Genomic DNA, 18,183 nt, shown 5'->3' with positions numbered 1-18,183 from the left:
AAAAGCAAGTACGGCAAAAGGAGAGGCTGTCATGCGCTGGCTCACAATTTCGCTCTTGGTCGCAATCTCGTTCTCTTGCGATCTGCACTCTGCGATCCAAAACGCCATCCCGTTGAAGCAATATGTCGTTGACGACGCAAAAATGTCTGTCAACCTGCCCTCGCCGCCAAAAGACGCGAAGCTGAACCTTAAGGAATCGACCCAAGAAGCGCTGGACAAGTCGGTCAGCTTCTCCAGTACGATGGACGGCCTTGTGGTCTTCTGCTCCTACGCCAAGTATCGGGCGGGCAGCCGATTGAACGCTTCCAAAGCCATGGATGGCGCGATAGACCGAGTCAAGAGGAGCATGGGTTCCGAACGCCTGGACGTTAAGCGAGAAGAAGCCTCTCGCAACGGGGCGCACGGGTTCTATGCCTATGGAACAAGCCTCACAGCCAAACAGAACAAGACCATCTATCGCCACATCATTCTCGTAAAAGACAATGAGATGTGGCAGGTCGTCTGTGCAGGGCCGTCAGACGATCCGGTAGTGGCCAGGACGGCCGACCGAGTCATACAAAGCCTCAAGGTCGCGCCCGGTTCAGATCGCAGCCTTTAGGCCGGTCTCATAGCCGATACGGATCGCTTCTCTCAATCGCCCAGGGTCGAAATCGTTGAAGTTGAGCGGCAAGGGCTCCTCTGGACAAACCAGAGCGAGCCGGTCGTTCGGATAAGAAAAACCCCACGGCCTCATCGGTTTGTGGTGCAGACGGTCGGTCGGCCTCGACACGACCGCGATCACCCGGTCGCATCCCTTCTCGTACAAAGCATGAACCGGCGCATTGTCCGCAAACCCGCCATCAACGTAGAACCCAGTCCCCACCCGCACGGGCAGCGTGTGAAACGGCATCAGGGTGTTGGACGCCAGCACGACGCTGAAGAAGTCCACATTGGGATGCTCTCGATTGCTGAACAACTTGAGCCGCATCAGCGGAAACGTCGCCACCCCGATCACTACCTCGACCGCCGCATTTTTGACTAAGTCCCAATCAAGATGAAACTTCGAGCGCGTTTTGTGAATCCACTTGTAGTTAAACGGCGAGAGATTCGTCGCCCATTGCCTTAACGACTTGCTGTAGAAAGAAGCCGACAAAGCGTCCAGCCAAAGCTCCTCCAACCGGTGCACCTCGTCCAGAGCCCAGGCGACCGCGTTCCACGATCCCGATGAAACTCCCGCAACCACCTCTGCCGCGATCCCCCGCTCCTTGAATGCCTGCAGCACCCCGATTTGAAACGCGCCCCGACAACTGCCGCCCGGCAATAGCAGCCCCAACTTCTCGGTCCGACATGCCAACTCCATAAGAGGCATAGCATACCCGGCAAAATCCGTGTTATACTTTCTCAGGAAGAGTTCCTTCTGTTTGGGCAACTCCCGGAGGTGTGTCGATGGCAGGAAAGAGAGCTTTGCTGACGGCGCTTTTTGCCGTTTTGATATTTGGGGCTTCTCTGGCGCAGAACCCGCCCACTATCAAGTGGATGGCGGGCGGCCATGCCAACGGAGTCGAGGCGATAGCACAGTCGCCGGACGGTCTGTGGCTGGCCACGGCCGGTTTCTGCGACCGAACGATCAAAATCTGGTCCACCCTGACCGGTCGACTCGAGCGCACGCTGGCCCGATTCAACCTTGGATGCGTTCGAACGCTCGCATTCTCGCCCGACGGCTCACTGCTAGCGGCGGGCGAGGCATGGGGCCAGACGCACATATGGGAGCCGCGAGTAGGGAACTATGTCCGCACCCTCGCTGCGCCTGTCAACGGCGTCAAGGCAGTCGCATTCTCGCCCGACGGCTCTCGGCTGGCCACCGCCCACGACGACCGACGAGTCAGGTTGTGGGATGTAGAGACTGGAGCCCCCATTGCTCAGATTCTCGTCCACAGCGCAAACCTGACCGCGCTCGCATTTCGTCCCAACGGCCAGACTATCGCTACGGGCGGACTAGACGGAACGTTTCCCAACAACTACGGCACGATTCGCGTTTGGAACGCAACGACCGGCGCAATGGTTCAAGAGATCGGACCGTTTGAAGGTCCTGTTCGATCTTTAGCTTACTCGCTTGATGGTCTTCGGCTTTGCTCCGGCGGTAGTTCGGCCGATCCCGTCATTCGTGAGTGGAGCACGTTAACCGGCACGCAGATCGGTTCGTTCCATGGCCATACGGACGAGATTACCAGTATTGCCTATGCGCCGGATGGCGGACGCATGGTCTCCACCAGTTCGGACGGCACCGTTCGAGTCTGGCTGACCATCCCCCACGCTCCGGCGTTTTCGGTCATCGCTCATCGCGGGCGTGCAACCCAGGCGCTCTACTCTCCCGATGGTCTGCGGCTCTACACTTCGGGCGACGACCGCGCCGTGTTCGAATGGGACGCAAACACAGGCGTCCAGATTAGAGACTACGCCGAATACCACAACCCCATCAGCGCGATCGCTGTGTCGCCCAGCGGCGACATCGCCGCCGTCGCCGCCGGGGACGACTTGCTCAGGATCATCTCTGTCTGTACCGGCCAGACCCAAGCTGTGCTCGGACCATTTCAATCGCGGATCCGAGCGATCGCGATCTCGCCCGACGGCTCTCTGATCGCAACCGGCGGCGACCCCATCGATGGCATCGCCGATATCCACATTTGGCGATCGTCGAACGGACAACTCGTTCAAACTCTCTATGGCCACTATGCGACCGTCCGGGGCTTGGCATTCTCGCCCGACGGAACCATGCTGGCATCCGCCGGCGGCGACGCTTCGTACGAATCGACTCAAGGCTATCGGTTCACCGACTGCATGTTGCGTCTTTGGATCGTCGATACGGGCGAACTTTACACCGAATATCAAGGCCACACATCGCCCATTCGCTCCGTTGCCTTCTCTCGGAACGGTACGATGATCGCCACAGCCAGCGGTTACGTCGCCGAAGGCACCCTCTACGATTGCGGCGCGCGAATCTGGACGCTCGATAGCTTCGATCCTACTCGGCGCTTTCTCCTCTCTGAAGCACAGGCCAATTCGGTCGATTTCTCGCCGGACGGTCTTCGAGTGATCATCGGCCAGGGCGACGAGTCCCCAGATCGATACCCGATCGGTTGCCAAGCCACTGTCTGGAACATCCAGACGGGCGAACAGGAGGCGGCTCTGCCGCATACGGGCGGGGTGAACGTCGTCAAGTTCTCCGATGACGGCAGCACCTTGGCCACCGGCGTGTTCGAGTTTGACGGCTCTTCCTACTTCGGTTCTCTCAACTTTTGGGATTTCAACCTGCGAACCCTCACTAATCGCATCGACTTGGAGACGGGCGGATTCCAGGGCGTAACGGCCATGTCGTTCGCAAAGGACGAAATCCAAATGGTCTATGGTCGAGGCGACGGCGCAGTGGTTTGCGCGGTCAATCCGAGAGGATACTGGCAAGGCGACGTGGACCAAGACGGCTGCATCGACGATTACGACCTGGCGCGCGTGCTGATGCGCTTCGGAGACTTTGGCCCAAGTCTCACCGAGGACACCAATCGCGACTTCCGGGTGGACGACGTCGACTTGGCCACCGTCCTTATGAACTTCGGCCTCGGTTGCTGCCCGCAATAATCGATTAGGCGGATGGGCCCTGGCGCCCATCCGCTATAATCTCTCTATGCGACCCTCTTTCGAGACGGTCCAGCAACTGGTCGAGATCATGGAGCGCCAGCGGCTGGAAGAGTTGTCCATCGAAACTTCGGAGCTTTCTGTCGAATTGCGCCGAGATGCCGATGCCAATCCGGCCGTCGTCATAGCCGCAAAAGAGACGGCCCAATCGCCATCGCACGGTCGCGCCATCGAAGCGCCCATGATGGGGATGTTCTACCGCGGCCCCTCGCCCAACGATCCGCCCTACGTGAAAGAAGGCGACATGGTGCAAGAAGGCCAGCCGATATGCATCATCGAAGCAATGAAAGTGTTTAACGAACTGCCTTCGCCTTGTTCTGGCGTTATTACGAAGATCGTCGCCGGAAACAACTCTCTGGTGCATGCAGGCGAGCCGCTGATGTACATTGATGAGCAACCTTAAAGCCGCGCTCCTCGGCTACGGCACGGTCGGGCGCGCTCTTCATCGATTAATCCTCGAACACGCTCCTCAAATCGAATTTTCAGGCGCTTTTGTAAGAAATGCAAATCGACCATCGAATGGTTTACCTTTGACCGTCCGAGCCGCCGATCTATTGGACGATACGACGCTGAGCATCGTGTTTGAAGCGATGGGCGGACTGCATCCAGCCTTCGAACTCGTTTCGACCGCGCTCAAACGGGGCTTGAAGGTGGTAACCGCCAACAAGGAATTGATCGCCAAGAAAGGCGCGGAACTGTCGGCCTTGGGCGGGTCGCTCTACTTCGATGCGGCGGTCGGAGGCGCGATCCCGATCGTCTCCACGATGAGAGGCGCTTTGGCCAGCGTGCCGATAACCGAGGCGAGCGGCGTATTGAACGGCACGACCAACTACATCTTGACCCAAATGCCCGAGATGGATTTTGACGCCGCGCTGAGAGACGCTCAGCAGAAAGGCTATGCCGAAACCGACCCCTCTGCCGACGTGGACGGCTTGGACGCGGTCTACAAAATATCCATTCTTGCTTCGCTAGCGCAAGGCCAATGGGTTGACCCCGCGGACGTACTGTGTCATGGGATTCGGGAGGTCAATCTTGAACTCATGGCAGAAGCACAAAGAAGAAACTGCGCGGTCAAACTGCTTGCCCGGTATCGAGCGGACGAACTCAGCGTGTTGCCGACTTTGGTCCCGCAAGATTCTCCACTGGCGAGCCTGCACGGCGTTTTGAACGGAGCCTTCCTGAGCGGACCGACGTTCGGCGACCTCTTTCTTTCCGGACCCGGCGCAGGGGGCGAAGCCACTGCGACCGCAATGTTGGGCGACGCCCTGAACAACGGCTCCGCCTATCGATTGCCAACCGCTCAAGCCCAGATTGACCGACAGGAATGGACCGCGCGGTGGCTTATTGCGGGTCGATTGAGGCCGGGCGAATCGCTCCCTCTCGAAACCCTGGCCATCGCCGGTGCGGTTATAGAAGAGGCGATGGAAGGCTCGATAGTGGCCAGCATGTCGGCCCTTTCGTTCTTGGGCAAGTTCGAAGAACTGCGAGGCTTGCCCTGCTGGGAACAGCCGCCTGCCTTCGCCCGTTTCCTAAGTTAGAGTTCGGCGCGGCGGGTACAATAGCCGAATCATCTTAGGGGGTATCGTGTTTACTCGTCAGGCGTTTGACAGCGAACTGAAGCAGCTCGAGAACAAACTGCTCGAAATGGGCGCGGTGGTAGAAGGCATGGTGGCCGATTCTGTCGAAGCCCTGGTCAAGCGCGACCTCAATCTTGCAGAAGAGGTGATCTTCCGCGACGACGAGGTGGACGAGATGGACATCGACATCGAGCATCACTGCCTCCGACTGCTCGCCCTGCAACAACCTATGGCCAGCGACCTGCGCATCATCGGCACCGCCATGAAGATGATCACCGACATCGAGCGCGTGGGCGATTACAGCGTCGATATCGCCAAATCGGCCCGCAAACTGGCGCGAGAGCCGGGCTACGAACCGATGATCGATGTGCCCAAACTGGCGCACGTGGCCAGAAAGATGCTGCGCGAGAGCCTTGAGGCTTTCGTCAATCGCGACTTAGAGATGGTTCAGCGCGTGTGCGATCAAGACGACGAGGTAGACGCTCTCTATCGAGAAATGCGAGGCCAGCTCCTTCAGCAGATGACAGACGACCCGGCCAAGGTCGTAACCGGCTCGTGGCTCCTCCTCGTCGCGCACTACCTGGAGCGAGTGGCCGACCATGCCACCAACATCGTCGAGCGCGTTTGGTTCATGCAAACCGGCAAGCTGGATCATCTGGCCAAGACGCACAAGAGCGGCAGCCTGGAAGACCAGACCTCAGATGGCATCCGTTAGAGAATCGCTCCTAATCCTTCAAGACCGAATCGCCCAAGCCGCAACCCGAACCCAACGAGACCCGTCCGAGATTCAGCTTCTCGCAGTAACAAAGGGCGTCCAGATCGACCGAATCGCAGAAGCCTATGCTTTGGGACTGCGCGATTTTGGCGAGAATTATTGGCAAGAATCGAAAGCGAAACTTGAACAAATGCCTTCAGATTCCCGATGGCATTTTATCGGCAGGCTTCAGACGAACAAAGCAAAATACCTGATCGGACGATTTCATTGGGTATGCTCTGTCGAATCGCTCCGACAGTTGCAGGAATTGCAACTTTGGGCGTCGAAACTTGAACACATTCAGTCGATCCTGATCCAAATCAAGGTCAGCGAGGAGCCGTCTAAAGGCGGCGCGACGGTCGAAGTCTTCGACCGTTTGATCGACAGCGCGCGCGCAATGCCAAACTTGAAGATTGGCGGCGTCATGGCGATTCCAGCCTATACCGACGACCCAGAAGCAGTCCGTCCGGCCTTTGCCATGGCGCGTCAGACGTTCGAGCGGCTACATAGAACGGAGCGTATAACGCTTTCGATGGGCATGAGCCACGACTTGGAAGCGGCCATCACGGAGGGCGCTACCCAGATTCGTATTGGCACGGCGCTGTTTGGACCGAGAGATCGATAGTCGATCATCCAGGAGGGATGAAGATGCATTATCATGATGATGTCGATGTAACTGAAGAACGGCGAGGCCCGATCGGTTGGGTCAAGGGCTTTTTTGGCAGAGGCGACGACGAGACGGAGTTCGAAGACGAACCGAACATCATGACGCCCAAGGTGCGGCGCGTCCACCCTTACGAGGTGCACGTGCACAAAGATCTGCAAGAACTGGCCGACGCGAGATCGGCGGCAGACGGCCTTAAGAGCGGCAGCCAGCAGATCCTAAACCTGTCTCTGACGGCGCCCCACGAGCGAGAGCGAATCGTCGACTTTATGAGCGGCGTGGTCTATACGCTCGAAGGAACCGTGGAGAAGATTGGAGAGAACGTCTTCCTGTACGCTCCGCACGAGGCGGTCGTCCGAATCACGGGACAGATCACCAAAGCGCCGGACTACTTGGGCTAAGGCGTCTCGTCCTCGGGCTGGCGCCAGTCGTTCTCGCGGCCCAGCATGATAGCGTCAAACTGAGCCGGATCGATCAGCCGCGCCCGGATGCTGGGGTAGGCTTGCATCAGTTTCTCGATCTTGCGCAGTTTGCGGCGCGATAGATTGCCGCGCCGCGTCGTCAATTCAAGGTAAAGATCATGATCGGGCAAGTAAAAATCAGGGGTGAACGATTCCACGGGGCTTCCGTCGTCGGCAGCCTCCAATACGAACGTCCGAGGCTCGTACTCCCATCGAACCTGATAAAAGTCCAACAGGCGGGCAAACTCTTCCTCGCTCTTATGAGCGAAGAGAACCCTCTTAGAACCCGACAAGCCGTTGCTCCACTTGCGCCATAATCTACCCTAATTATCGACCAACCAGACAAAAAATGAACCGGAGACCGCGCAGGAAAAGAAAAGTGAACCGAGGCGCTCTAGTGATTGCCATCGCGCTGATTGCCCTCATCCTCTTTGCGCGCGCCTTCGCTCCGGGATACAAAAGGCTCCAACAAGAAAAGAACCTCTTGGCCGCAAAAGAGCGACAATACAACGAGTTGAAGCAGAAGCAGTCCGATGCGGAAGCGTCTCTGCAGCGCGTCAACGATCCCGAAGTCATCAAAGAAAAAGCGCAAGAAGCGGGCTATGTGCCGCCGGGCGAGAAACCGGCCATCATCGATCGATAACCGTTGCTTCGACTCAGCAAGATCAGCAAGAGCTACGGCAGCGCCCAAGCGCTGGTCGAGGCCGACCTCGTCGTAAAGCCAGGCGAGATTGTTGCCGTGCTCGGGCAGAACGGCGCGGGAAAATCAACCCTCATGCGAGTGATCTCGGGCGCAGAACAGCCCGATTCTGGAACGATCGAGATCGATAGTCGCAGGATAAACCGCTTAAACCCACAAACGGCGATGCGCCTCGGTATCGCGATGATCTGCCAGGAGTTCAGCCTCTGTCCGCACCTCTCCGTAGCCGAAAATCTGACTCTGGGACGCGAGCCGAACGCCTGGGGCTGGCTTAAGGGGCGACGCCAGTACGCCGAAGCATCGGTTTTATCGCAGCGCGCGGGACTACAAGCCGACCTTGATCGGCCCGTTGCGCGCCTTACTGTCGCCCAGCAACAGTTGACAGAAATCGCTAAGGCGCTTGGCCGGGCGGCAACCTTCCTAGTTCTCGACGAGCCGACCGCCGCGCTCAGTCAGCCAGAATCGGAGAGGCTTTTCGGACTCATGCGCGAGCTCAAAGGCCAAAGAGTCGGAATGGTCTTCATCACCCATCGTTTGCGCGAAGCGTTCGAGATCGCCGACCGCATCGTCGTGCTGAGGGACGGCAGGACGGTTTTCGAGTCCTCCCAAACAACTCCCGAGCAAGTCATAGAACACATGCTGGGTCGCAAACCGGAAAAGACTGAAAGCCATCGGAATGCCCGCCCCAAAGAGAGGCAACCCGTGCTGGAGCACGATCATCGAGGCTTTCGATGGGCGATCGACCGTGGCGAGATACTGGGCATTGCGGGCTTGGTGGGTTCTGGCCGCACCTCCTTGCTTCGGTCCATTCTTCATCGACATCCCGCGGGCTATCTGCCCGAAGATCGCAAGCGGTTCGGCTTGGCTCTGTCCAGGAGCCTTAAGGACAATCTCACCCTCGGCTCGCTTCATCGGCACGGTCGCGCTGGATGGATCGACCAAAAGTCTCAAGGCCGAGCCGCAAAACGCATAGTCGAACGACTGGCCATCCGATCGCAAAGCGTCGAACAACCGGTCTCGTCGCTCTCCGGCGGCAATCAACAGAAGGCGCTCCTTGGCAGGCTGATTCTCGCCGAACACGACCTTCTGCTGTTAGATGAGCCTACCAGAGGCGTCGATGCAGGGGCAAAGGTCGAAATCCACCGCCTTATACGCCAATTAGCCGATGACGGCAAGGCGGTTGTGCTGGTTTCTTCCGAGCTAGAAGAGGTCTTCGCGCTTTCGGACCGGATTTTGGCCATGCGCGATGGACGGATTCTGGGCGAGTACGACCCCCAAGCCCAAGACGAAGTTTGGCAAGCGCTGCTGGGGTGAACCGCTGCCTTAAACCCTCATCACGAGCACATTGTGCGGCGAGGCCACAAGTTCGAAATGAGAGACGCTGCCCAAGCGAGCGCGATCCCAAAAACCATGTCCGCGCGCGCCCATAATCAGCAAATCGGACGCCGTCTCCTTCATCGCCGAAGCGATAACCTGCTGCGCCCTGCCCTCCGTAACCCTGCTTTGGCATTCGATCCCCAGAGCCGAGAACCGATCGCAAAGGGCTTGGTTCTTGTCAACGGCCATCTCCTTCCATTCGCCGGCATCGGCGACTGCTTTTGCTTCGATGGCGGTCAGGATCAACAATCGACCGACCCCATGTGCCTTCCAACTCATGAACTTCTCAATGGATTGGTCGCAGTAGGTCGAATGGTCGGTCGCCAAAACCGCCGTCAAAGCCTCCGTAGACTTGGGTTCGCTCTTGGCAACCAAGATCGACTGCTCTGCCGATGACGAAAGCGCTTTGGAGATGCTGCCATAGAAAAGCGATTCCCAGGCCGTCTTGGGCTGCGCGCCGACAGCGATCAAATCGGCGTTTCGACGCGTTGCGGTCTCGATCAAGCGCCGAGCCGGATCGCCCTTTAGACGCTCGGTGGTCGCGACGTAGCCGGAGCCTGCAATCAGAGCCGCAGCATTGGCCAACTCGGCTTGACCGCGCTCCTCCATTTCGGCAAACACCTCGGCCATCGGATGGCCCTCTGACAAGGACGGAAAGCTCTTGTCCGGAAAAATCGACTCCACGACGTGCAGCAAGTGCGCTTCAGCCTGTTCAAATCGCAAAGCCTTCAAAAGCGCGATCGCTTTCTGATAGTTTTCAAAATCGATTCCGACGACGACCTTGACCATTTAGGCTCCTTTGGCGACGCTCTCTTCCTCTGCCTGCGCAACCGGCCTGACAACGGACGCGATGATGGACGCCGCCAAGATAATCACGATGACGAGCAACGATACCATGATGGGAAAGTGCGGCCAACCTGGGAAGATGGCCTTCTCTGCATAGCCGTACAGCATCTTGACGCCGACAAACGCCAACACCGCGGCCAAGCCGTAATGCAAATAATGAAACAGCTCCATTAGCCCGGCTACGGCAAAGAACAGCGCCCGCAACCCTAAAATTGCGAAGACGTTGGACGTAAAGACGATAAAGGTGTCTTGCGTGATCGCAAAGATCGCTGGGATCGAGTCGACCGCGAAGATAATGTCCGTAAACTCGACCACCAAGAGCGCGACGAATAAAGGAGTCGCGAAAAGAACGCCGTTCTGCCGAACGAAGAACTTCTGACCGTGATAGTCGGGACTGGTGGGCATAATCTTTGCAAATATCCGGATGACAGGATTCTTGCCCGGATCGATGGTCTTGCCGCTCACCTTGATCATCTTGATGCCTGTAACGATCAAAAACAGCCCAAAAACGACCATCGTCCAGGCAAAAGCCGAAATCAGCGCCGCGCCAAGCGCAATAAACAGCGCCCTAAAGAACAGCGCGCCAATGATCCCCAAAAACAACACCCGGTGCTGATACTGAGGCGGAACGCGAAAGTAGGAAAAGACGACCAAAAACACAAAAATGTTGTCGATGCTCAGCGCGCGTTCTACCAGATAGCCCGCAAAGAAAGCTATCGCGGCTTCGGAGTTCTTGTAAGCGCTGTCGGGCTGTATGCGATCCCAGTAAAGCAGGATGCCCAAGTTAAAGATCAGCGCGACGATGATCCAAACGACGCTCCAGATCAGCGCCTCGCGCATCCGCACGACATGCGCCTGGCGATGAAAAACGCCCAGATCGAGCGCTAGAAAGCCAAAAATGACGCCTAAGAATGTGCCCCAGATCCACAGCGAGATATTGGCAAGCTCCATGGGGATTAGTCGAAATCGAACAGATCGCGCAAGAACCCGCCGCGCTTCCTTTCGCGCCGGTCGTCGTCGTCCCAATCTTCGCGGTTCTGTCGAGGTCGCTCTTGACGCACTGGCTGGCTGCCTTCCAGCGCGATCAACTTCTCCAGTTCGCCCTTATCCAGCCAAACGCCGCGGCACCCGCCGCAATATTCGATCTCTAATCCAGACCGCTCCAATACGACCAAGACTTGGTCGTGACACTTCGGACAAAGCATCGCCTGTCGCCTCCACACATGGCAAATCGCCACTCTATATATCGGAGGTTTCGCCCCTCCCGACCCGTGCCGCGCGACAAGAATCCTTCAGCTCGGTGAAGGTCTTGCGCTTTGGGCCGGGCCGGCTCTTTTGGAGCGTATTGACGACGACGGCTCTGCTGATCGCAGGCGCTACTCCCCTTCGGGGTCGGCGGCATTATACCCAATGGCTTGTACCCCTCTGCTAAGATTCCTCCTATGATCGACCTGAGATCCGACACCGTAACCAAGCCGACGCCCGAAATGCGGCGCGCCATGGCCGAAGCCGAAGTGGGCGACGACGTCTATGGCGAGGACCCGACGCTCAATCGCCTGCAAGACCGCGCTGCAGAGATTTTGGGCAAAGAGGCGGCGCTCTTCGTGCCCAGCGGCACCATGGCGAACGAGATCGCCATCAAGGTTTGGACCAAGCCGGGCGACGCGATACTGGCCGATAGCGAGAGCCATATCATCCATTACGAGCTAGGCGGCCCGGCCGCGCTCTCCGGCGTCATGGTCGAGGCGATTCCGACCGCAGACGGCCAATACGATGCCGACACGCTGCGCTCGATGATCCGCACAGAAGACGACCATACGCCCGGCACAAGCCTGATCTGCCTGGAGAACGCCCACAACCGTTGCGGCGGCACGGTATGGCCTTTGGAAAGCCTCCGCAATGTCCGGCAAACTGCCAAGGGAATCCCCGTTCATATGGATGGCGCTCGGGTCTTCAATGCGGCGGTAGCTTTGGGCGTGCCGGCTTGCCAGATTGCCGCCGAGGTCGATTCGCTGATGTTCTGCCTCTCCAAGGGACTCGGATGTCCGGTGGGCAGTCTGCTGGTCGGCCCGCAAGATTTTATCGCTCGCGCGCATCGGGTTCGCAAACTCTTCGGCGGCGGCATGAGGCAGGCAGGCGTATTGGCGGCTCCCGGCTTGGTGGCGTTGAAGAGCATGATCGACCGATTGGCCGAGGACCATGCTCGGGCGCGGCGACTGGCCGAGGGAATCGCCAACGTGCCCGGCTTTCGGGTCGATCTTTCGAGCGTGCAGACCAACCTGGTCTATGTGGAGACGGAGCGGCCTGCGTTAGAGATTGAGCGCGCCTTGGGCGATCTAGGCATTCTCTGCCTCGCGCTCGACGCCCGCCGCCTGCGTTTAGTCACCCACTTCGACGTGAGCGACGAGGACATCGACAAGGCGGTGGAGGGGTTCGAGCGATTGGCGGGAAGGTAGAAAACGCGAACATTGCTTACGCCTCCAGGGATCGATTCGTACTCAAAATTGTGCTACATTTGCACAGATTCCCGTTTGGCTCGCCCTCCCTTCCACCCCCTGTTGCGAATGGGATTTTTTCGATCTGTAGCACAACTTTGAGTTTGGCTCGCGGGGACGCTCGCCCTCCCTTCCACCCCCTGTTGCGAATGGGATTTTTTCGATCTGTAGCACAACTTTGAGCACGAATCAGACCCTGCGCAGGCAATAGGCGGCCTGTACAGGGAGCATCAGTACCGCCGCCGTCCCGGCGGCCCGAACATCGGCCGGCGAGGGCGCTGGCGGTACATTGAGAGACCGGTTGACCAGCCTGCAGCCTGGCGTCCTTAGAGAGGGACGAGGGCACAAGGCAGGAAACTCGACACAATGCGGACAATAGGTAGTTAGATGATAACGATGAAACGAGGAGGGATCAAGTTTAGGAGCGGCTCCAAGGGAACTCCGGGCGAGATGCCAGGCGGGAGCCTGGCGTTCCAAGCTGGGGAAGGCCAGTTAATCCCCATCGGGTACGGATTGGGCACGTACTCGACTGCGCCGGTGTTCGACGCCTATGGCGCGTCGGTGTCGGGCGCACGGGCGGTTTGACGCACATTGGCGCGAGAGGGTACGACCCGGAGACCGGGAGGCGGCTCTACAGCATCGCTCCGCTTGACTGCTCTTGCCTGCTACTGCCTTGGCGATGCTCACAGGCAACGAGGCGAAGAGGATCGTGCTCGCACGATGTTCAAGCGCGCGTTTGATTCAAATCCTCATACGTTTGTGGCGCGATAGCAATGGGGACGCCCAAAATGCGCGCGCCCGCCGGGTTGACCACTGCTCCCTCCCATCGCCTCTCTCTATAGAGAGAACCTTTGACCGCCGCCGACAATACTAATAGTTGGCAAGGGCACGGCGACGCGGCCTCGTTCGTATCCAACATTGAGGGTGCTTAACATGAGCAGAGAAGAAAAAACGACAAAAATGGGCGTTTCCGATCCCTGGCTGTCCGCCGACTCTTGGGATTTGCATCGCCGCGCCGAGAAGGATCGCCTTCGCCACAACGACAAGATCAAAGAGGTGATCAAAGAAAACTTAGGCGATCTGGTCAGCCATCAGGATATCATCACGGCGGACGACGGCAAAATCGTCAAGATTCCCATTCGCGGGCTGGAATTGCCCCACATACGCTTCGATCCTCATGGCAAGAAAGGCGTCGGGCAAGGGCAAGGCAACACCAAGCCGGGCGACGTGATCGGTCGATCGGGGCAACCGGGCGAAGGGGCCGGCAAGCAAGCGGGCACCGAGCCGGGCGTCGATTTTTACGAAGCCGAGTTCACGATCGAAGAGATCGCCGAGATGGTGTTCGAAGACCTGCACCTGCCCAATTTGCGGGACAAAGGCACCAAAGACATCCTGTCCGATCAGGTTCGGTTCGACACTTTGGCGCGGCGCGGGCCGCAGTCTAATCTGGATCGAAAGCGCACATTGATCAACGCCTACAAGCGCAATGCGGCGCAAGGCGCTCCGGGCTGGAACATCGAGGACGAGGACAAGCGGTTCAAATCTTGGGAGATCGTGCCCGAAAAGCAAAAGAACGCGGTCATCCTGGCCATGCGCGACGTGAGCGGCAGCATGGGCGAATTCGAAGCCTATATCTGCCGGAGCTTTTACTATTGGATGCTGAGGTTTCTTAAGAAGAAGTATGCCAGCGCGGACATCGTCTTTATCACTTGCCACACGGAAGCAAAGGAAGTGGACGAGCACGAGTTTTTCGCCGCGGGCGATTCGGGCGGCACGCGCTTGTCGGTCGCTTATCGATTGGCCATCGAGGTGATCGAGAAGCGGTTTAATCCGAGGGAATGGAACATCTATCCGTTCATGTTCTCGGACGGTTACAACTGGGGCGACAGCGAGGTCGTGGAGTACATGAAGAAGTTGGTCGATTATAGCAACTTGGTCGGCTACGGCGAAATTGCGAACGATCTTTGGGGTCAGGCGGGGGCTCTGGCGCCGCTCGGACAGTCGCTAAACGACGCCTTTGGCGAGGACGGCCGCGTAGTGATTGTCAAGATCGCCAACAAAGAGGACGTTTGGCCCGCGCTGAAGCTGTTCTTCAGCAATCACAAGGAAGTGGCCAGCCTATGAGCGCTCTGACGCAGACCGAACATGCCGAATTGGAGCGATGGATCGACATCATTTGGGAAAAGGCGCACGAATTGGGCCTGGATCCCTTCCCTGTCCATTTTGAGGTCGCGCCGGCGCACGTCATCTACGAGTTGGGCGCCTACGCCCTGCCCGCGCGATTTTCGCATTGGACGTACGGCCGCGACTACCACGTGCAAAAGACGATGTACGAGTATGGGGTTAGCAAAATCTACGAACTGGTGTTCAACGCGGATCCTTCTCAAGCGTTTTTGCTCGATGTGAACGACATGCTGTCTCACAAGCTGGTCATCGCGCACGTTTACGGCCACTCGGACTTTTTTAAGCACAACATGACGTTTCGTCACACCAATCGCCAGATGATCGAACGATGCCGGCTTCACGCGGAGCGGATTCGACAGTACGAGATGAAGCACGGCCCAGCCGAGGTAGAGAGTCTGTTGGACGCGCTGCTCTCCATCGACGAGCATATCGATCCGATTATCGAACAGCCCAAGGCCCAAGAAAAGAAGAAAGAGGCTCGAAAAAGCGAAACCTCCTACGACGACCTGATCTACATGGTCGATCCAAAGCCTGAGACGCCTGTTGACAAAGACCGGTTTCCCGCATCGCCCCAGAAAGACCTGTTGCTCTTTATCCGCGACCATTCGAAAGTGTTGGAGGATTGGCAGCGCGACGTGGTCGAGATCGTGCGGGAGGAGATGCTCTACTTTGTGCCCCAGATCAAGACCAAGATCATGAACGAAGGCTGGGCATCGTTTTGGCACGAGCGCATTCTGGAGAACTTGCCCTTGACCGCCGAGGAGCACTTGCAGTTTCGCCGGATGCATTCCAGCGTGCTCCAGCCGGGATCGCGCACCAGCATGAACCCGTACTACGTCGGTTACAAGATTTTCCGTAGCATCGAACGGCGTTGGAACGGCGAAGAGGCCGACGATCCGGAAGAGAACTGGATGGGCGAGCGCATCGACCGTCCGACCGGCGAGGGCATGTCCAAGATTTTTGAGGTGCGCGAGGCGGAAAACGACCAGAGCTTTCTGCACAAGTATCTGACCTCCAATCTGGTCAAGGAGCTCGATCTCTACACCTATCGCATAGAGGAGCGCGAGGGCGAATTGGTCTGGGTGGTGGACGAGACCGACTGGCGCAAGGTCCGCAACGCATTGGCCGAGCAACTGACCAATTTTGGCGTGCCTATCATCACGGTGGAGGACGGCGACTACGAGCACAGGGGCGAGCTTTATCTAAGGCACCACTATGACGGCAAGCCGTTGGACATGGCGCGAACAAGCCGCTGCCTGCGCAGCATAGCGCAGCTTTGGGGCCGGCCTGTGCGATTAGAGACCGTGGCCGACGACGAAGAGATCGTCATCATCTGCGACGGTCAGTCGGTTACTCACATCGCCAAGTAGGCTCTATCCTTCTCGACCTTCAATGCACATTAGTAGGAGAATGGCCGAGAGCGCGAGTCGTCGATCGACGGGAGGCCCGCTGGGTGAAAACGTAACACTCAGCTTCGGCGCGAGCGGATTGCGATTTTGATATGCCTCGGCGATCGTCCCCTGTTCGTTCAACACTCTGAAGGACTGCGGCATAAGGATCATCGCGATCAGGCCGCCGATGAAGCGCCTGAGCAGCGCCCGCGAAGTCGAATCTTCGCGCATGGTGGCGATTACATTGTCGTTGGCGTCCAGCACGGCCCATTCGTCGCGGATCATCGACTTCCAGCCCTTTCTGGAAACCGCGCCTAGCCGCTCGCCGGTCTCCGAGTCCATTACGTCGTACACGCCCGAAAAGTCGATAATCTGCCGGGCCTGGATGCTTAGGAGCTCCTTTTGCTTGGTCGTATCGGCGTAAAACCGGATGTCTTCCTTGAGTTTGAAGCCCTTCTTGTGCACGAAGAAGCACAATGCGCCAGTAGGATCGTATGCCCTAAACTCGCCGCCCGCAAGCACAAAAGGCTTTTGATGAATTTGATAGTGCGAATGTTGGAAGCTCATACCGGCCTAACCGATTCGCGCCCGGACGGACGGCTCCTTCCCGTTCAGGTATCATCAAAGGCCAATTTACGCAGGAGAATCGAACCTATTGCCCTATCGCATTCTGGTCGCCGACGACGATCCGATCATCCGGATGGACCTAAAGCAACAGTTAGAGGCTTTGGGGCATATCGTCCATGCCGAGGCGGGCGACGGCGAGCAAGCCATTGCGATGACGCGCGAGTTTAAGCCGGACATCGTGCTGATGGATGTGCGGATGCCCGTGATGGACGGAATCGATGCGGCTCAGGCGCTGCACAAAGACGGTTTGGCGCCCGTCGTGCTTTTGACCGCTTTTGGCAACTCGGAGACGATCCAACGCGCGGCGCACGCGGGCGTTTACGGCTACCTGGGCAAGCCCTTCAGTTCGCGAGACGTGATGCCGACTCTCGAGATTGCGCTTTCGCGGTTTCAAGAGAACTTGGCATTGGAAAGCGAGGTGAAGACGCTGGAAGAGCGGCTCGAAACGCGCAAATTGGTCGAGCGCGCCAAGGGAATCTTGATGGACCTATACAATCTAAAGGAGCCGGACGCCTTCAAACGGATTCAGGATCAAAGCATGAACTCGCGCAAGACCATGCGCGAGGTCGCCGAGGCGATTCTGCTGGCTCACGGAGATTAGTCTGGTGCGCTTGTCGATCATCACGGACGAGGTGAGCCAAGATTTGAGCGAGGCGCTCAATTACGCCCAATCTCGCGGGCTCGATGCCGTGGAGCTTCGCTCGGCCTGGGGCGTCAACCTCTGCGAAGCCAGCGACGAACAGCTCGCATCGGCCCGAGCGCTCGTCAAGGAGCGTGGCATTTCGGTCTGTTGCCTCGCTTCTCCGGTCTACAAGGCCGATCTTGAGGCAGTGGCCGAGCCGGTCGGCGCGACTCATGGCGCATCGAACGTCGCTTTGGAACAGCAACTCGCGCTTGCCGAGCGCGCCTGTCAAATTGCGAACTCGTTCGAGTGCCCAATCGTAAGAATATTTAGTTTCTGGAAGCGAGGCGATCTATCGCATGAAATTTTTCGTTCGATTGTCGAAAAGTTGGCGGAATTGGAAGGAATTGCAGAGAGATATGGGATCGTTTTCGCACTGGAGAACGAGCATTCGTGCTGGCTCGGCACGGGGGAGGAGACGGCCAAGGCTGTGCGAAGCGTCGGCGATTGGCTGAAGATGGTGTGGGATCCGGGCAACGCCTTTTGCGCGGGAGGCGATCCGAACGAGGGGTTGCTGGCGGCCCTGCCCTTCATCGCGCACGCGCACGTCAAGGACGCGCGCAAGACAGACGAAGGCTATGAATGGGCGGGGATCGACGAAGGCGAGATCGATTTCGATTTTCAGTTTGCGCGTCTCAAAGAGGCGGGCTACAAGGGCGCGGTCTCCATAGAGACGCACGCCAAGAAAGATGGCATGAGTCAGGCCGATGTAACCGACCTGTGCCTAAATGCCGTCAGAAGACGGCTTAACTGAGG

21 protein-coding genes are annotated in these 18,183 nt (G+C 58.0%); 15 read left to right on the top strand and 6 right to left on the bottom strand.

Features of this window, described 5'->3' with window-relative positions; translation table 11 throughout:
* Positions 1–31 precede the first annotated feature (31 nt).
* The gene (locus HUU60_00570) at positions 32–598 is read left to right on the top strand and encodes a hypothetical protein (GenBank protein NUL81201.1); all 567 of its coding nucleotides are present in this window, start codon (positions 32–34) and stop codon (positions 596–598) included.
* Here HUU60_00570 and HUU60_00565 read toward each other — a convergent pair.
* On the bottom strand, positions 581–1,339 hold the full coding sequence (locus HUU60_00565; GenBank protein ID NUL81200.1) for a patatin-like phospholipase family protein: 759 nt from the start codon (positions 1,337–1,339) through the stop codon (positions 581–583). The two genes, HUU60_00570 and HUU60_00565, sit on opposite strands and share 18 nt — an antisense overlap.
* Positions 1,340–1,425: 86 nt before the next feature.
* On the opposite strand from HUU60_00565, the gene HUU60_00560 reads away from it, so the two are divergent.
* From HUU60_00560 to HUU60_00535, 6 genes are read left to right on the top strand one after another with little or no spacing between them, the layout of a single operon-like run.
* A complete protein-coding gene (locus HUU60_00560) occupies positions 1,426–3,612 on the top strand; it encodes a hypothetical protein (GenBank protein ID NUL81199.1) in 2,187 nt (728 codons plus the stop codon).
* A gap of 46 nt (positions 3,613–3,658) precedes the next feature.
* Positions 3,659–4,072: an acetyl-CoA carboxylase, biotin carboxyl carrier protein gene (locus HUU60_00555; GenBank protein ID NUL81198.1), complete on the top strand. Its 414-nt coding sequence runs from the start codon at positions 3,659–3,661 to the stop codon at positions 4,070–4,072.
* Positions 4,059–5,207 carry a homoserine dehydrogenase gene (locus tag HUU60_00550; protein NUL81197.1) on the top strand — a complete coding sequence of 383 codons (1,149 nt, stop codon included), beginning with the start codon at positions 4,059–4,061 and terminating at the stop codon, positions 5,205–5,207. Before HUU60_00555 ends, HUU60_00550 begins: the two co-directional genes overlap by 14 nt.
* 46 nt (positions 5,208–5,253) lie before the next feature.
* Positions 5,254–5,961: a phosphate signaling complex protein PhoU gene (phoU, locus tag HUU60_00545; protein NUL81196.1), complete on the top strand. Its 708-nt coding sequence runs from the start codon at positions 5,254–5,256 to the stop codon at positions 5,959–5,961.
* Positions 5,948–6,625 carry a YggS family pyridoxal phosphate-dependent enzyme gene (locus tag HUU60_00540; GenBank protein ID NUL81195.1) on the top strand — a complete coding sequence of 226 codons (678 nt, stop codon included), beginning with the start codon at positions 5,948–5,950 and terminating at the stop codon, positions 6,623–6,625. Before phoU ends, HUU60_00540 begins: the two co-directional genes overlap by 14 nt.
* Positions 6,626–6,648: 23 nt before the next feature.
* Complete coding sequence (locus HUU60_00535; GenBank protein NUL81194.1) at positions 6,649–7,065, top strand: cell division protein SepF; 417 nt, start codon at positions 6,649–6,651, stop codon at positions 7,063–7,065.
* Here HUU60_00535 and HUU60_00530 read toward each other — a convergent pair.
* Positions 7,062–7,418, bottom strand: a complete 357-nt coding sequence (locus tag HUU60_00530; protein NUL81193.1) for a hypothetical protein — start codon at positions 7,416–7,418, stop codon at positions 7,062–7,064. The two genes, HUU60_00535 and HUU60_00530, sit on opposite strands and share 4 nt — an antisense overlap.
* 86 nt (positions 7,419–7,504) lie before the next feature.
* On the opposite strand from HUU60_00530, the gene HUU60_00525 reads away from it, so the two are divergent.
* Positions 7,505–7,768: a septum formation initiator family protein gene (locus HUU60_00525; protein NUL81192.1), complete on the top strand. Its 264-nt coding sequence runs from the start codon at positions 7,505–7,507 to the stop codon at positions 7,766–7,768.
* A 3-nt stretch (positions 7,769–7,771) separates the two neighbouring features.
* Positions 7,772–9,139, top strand: a complete 1,368-nt coding sequence (locus HUU60_00520) for a sugar ABC transporter ATP-binding protein (protein ID NUL81191.1) — start codon at positions 7,772–7,774, stop codon at positions 9,137–9,139.
* Between the two features lie 9 nt (positions 9,140–9,148).
* Here HUU60_00520 and HUU60_00515 read toward each other — a convergent pair whose 3' ends face one another.
* The 3 genes from HUU60_00515 to HUU60_00505 are packed head-to-tail and all read right to left on the bottom strand — an operon-like array spanning position 9,149 to position 11,253.
* Positions 9,149–9,991, bottom strand: a complete 843-nt coding sequence (locus HUU60_00515; protein NUL81190.1) for a universal stress protein — start codon at positions 9,989–9,991, stop codon at positions 9,149–9,151.
* The gene (locus tag HUU60_00510; GenBank protein ID NUL81189.1) at positions 9,992–10,999 is read right to left on the bottom strand and encodes a TerC family protein; all 1,008 of its coding nucleotides are present in this window, start codon (positions 10,997–10,999) and stop codon (positions 9,992–9,994) included. It lies immediately after the preceding gene.
* Between the two features lie 5 nt (positions 11,000–11,004).
* Positions 11,005–11,253, bottom strand: a complete 249-nt coding sequence (locus tag HUU60_00505) for a zf-TFIIB domain-containing protein (protein NUL81188.1) — start codon at positions 11,251–11,253, stop codon at positions 11,005–11,007.
* 237 nt (positions 11,254–11,490) lie between these two features.
* On the opposite strand from HUU60_00505, the gene HUU60_00500 reads away from it, so the two are divergent.
* The 4 genes from HUU60_00500 to HUU60_00485 all read left to right on the top strand — a co-directional run bounded on the left by HUU60_00500 (position 11,491) and on the right by HUU60_00485 (position 16,097).
* Positions 11,491–12,504 (top strand): aminotransferase class I/II-fold pyridoxal phosphate-dependent enzyme, encoded by a 1,014-nt coding sequence (locus HUU60_00500; GenBank protein NUL81187.1) that lies wholly within the window; start codon positions 11,491–11,493, stop codon positions 12,502–12,504.
* Between the two features lie 435 nt (positions 12,505–12,939).
* Positions 12,940–13,128 carry a hypothetical protein gene (locus HUU60_00495; GenBank protein NUL81186.1) on the top strand — a complete coding sequence of 63 codons (189 nt, stop codon included), beginning with the start codon at positions 12,940–12,942 and terminating at the stop codon, positions 13,126–13,128.
* 375 nt (positions 13,129–13,503) lie between these two features.
* Positions 13,504–14,667: a DUF444 family protein gene (locus tag HUU60_00490; protein NUL81185.1), complete on the top strand. Its 1,164-nt coding sequence runs from the start codon at positions 13,504–13,506 to the stop codon at positions 14,665–14,667.
* The gene (locus HUU60_00485; protein NUL81184.1) at positions 14,664–16,097 is read left to right on the top strand and encodes a SpoVR family protein; all 1,434 of its coding nucleotides are present in this window, start codon (positions 14,664–14,666) and stop codon (positions 16,095–16,097) included. Before HUU60_00490 ends, HUU60_00485 begins: the two co-directional genes overlap by 4 nt.
* A gap of 3 nt (positions 16,098–16,100) precedes the next feature.
* Here the strand turns inward: HUU60_00485 and HUU60_00480 are convergent, their stop codons facing one another.
* Positions 16,101–16,685: a hypothetical protein gene (locus HUU60_00480; protein ID NUL81183.1), complete on the bottom strand. Its 585-nt coding sequence runs from the start codon at positions 16,683–16,685 to the stop codon at positions 16,101–16,103.
* An 88-nt stretch (positions 16,686–16,773) separates the two neighbouring features.
* Between HUU60_00480 and HUU60_00475 the strand changes: the two genes are divergently transcribed.
* Both HUU60_00475 and HUU60_00470 read left to right on the top strand, forming a co-directional pair.
* On the top strand, positions 16,774–17,346 hold the full coding sequence (locus tag HUU60_00475) for a response regulator (protein ID NUL81182.1): 573 nt from the start codon (positions 16,774–16,776) through the stop codon (positions 17,344–17,346).
* 4 nt (positions 17,347–17,350) lie between these two features.
* Complete coding sequence (locus HUU60_00470; GenBank protein NUL81181.1) at positions 17,351–18,181, top strand: sugar phosphate isomerase/epimerase; 831 nt, start codon at positions 17,351–17,353, stop codon at positions 18,179–18,181.
* The last annotated feature ends 2 nt before the right edge of the window (positions 18,182–18,183 follow it).

Source organism: Armatimonadota bacterium (assembly GCA_013359125.1).
Lineage (GTDB): Bacteria > Armatimonadota > Fimbriimonadia > Fimbriimonadales > GBS-DC > JABWCR01.
Note: the sequence above shows the minus strand (reverse complement) of the source record. Positions and strands in the feature narration are given on the sequence as shown.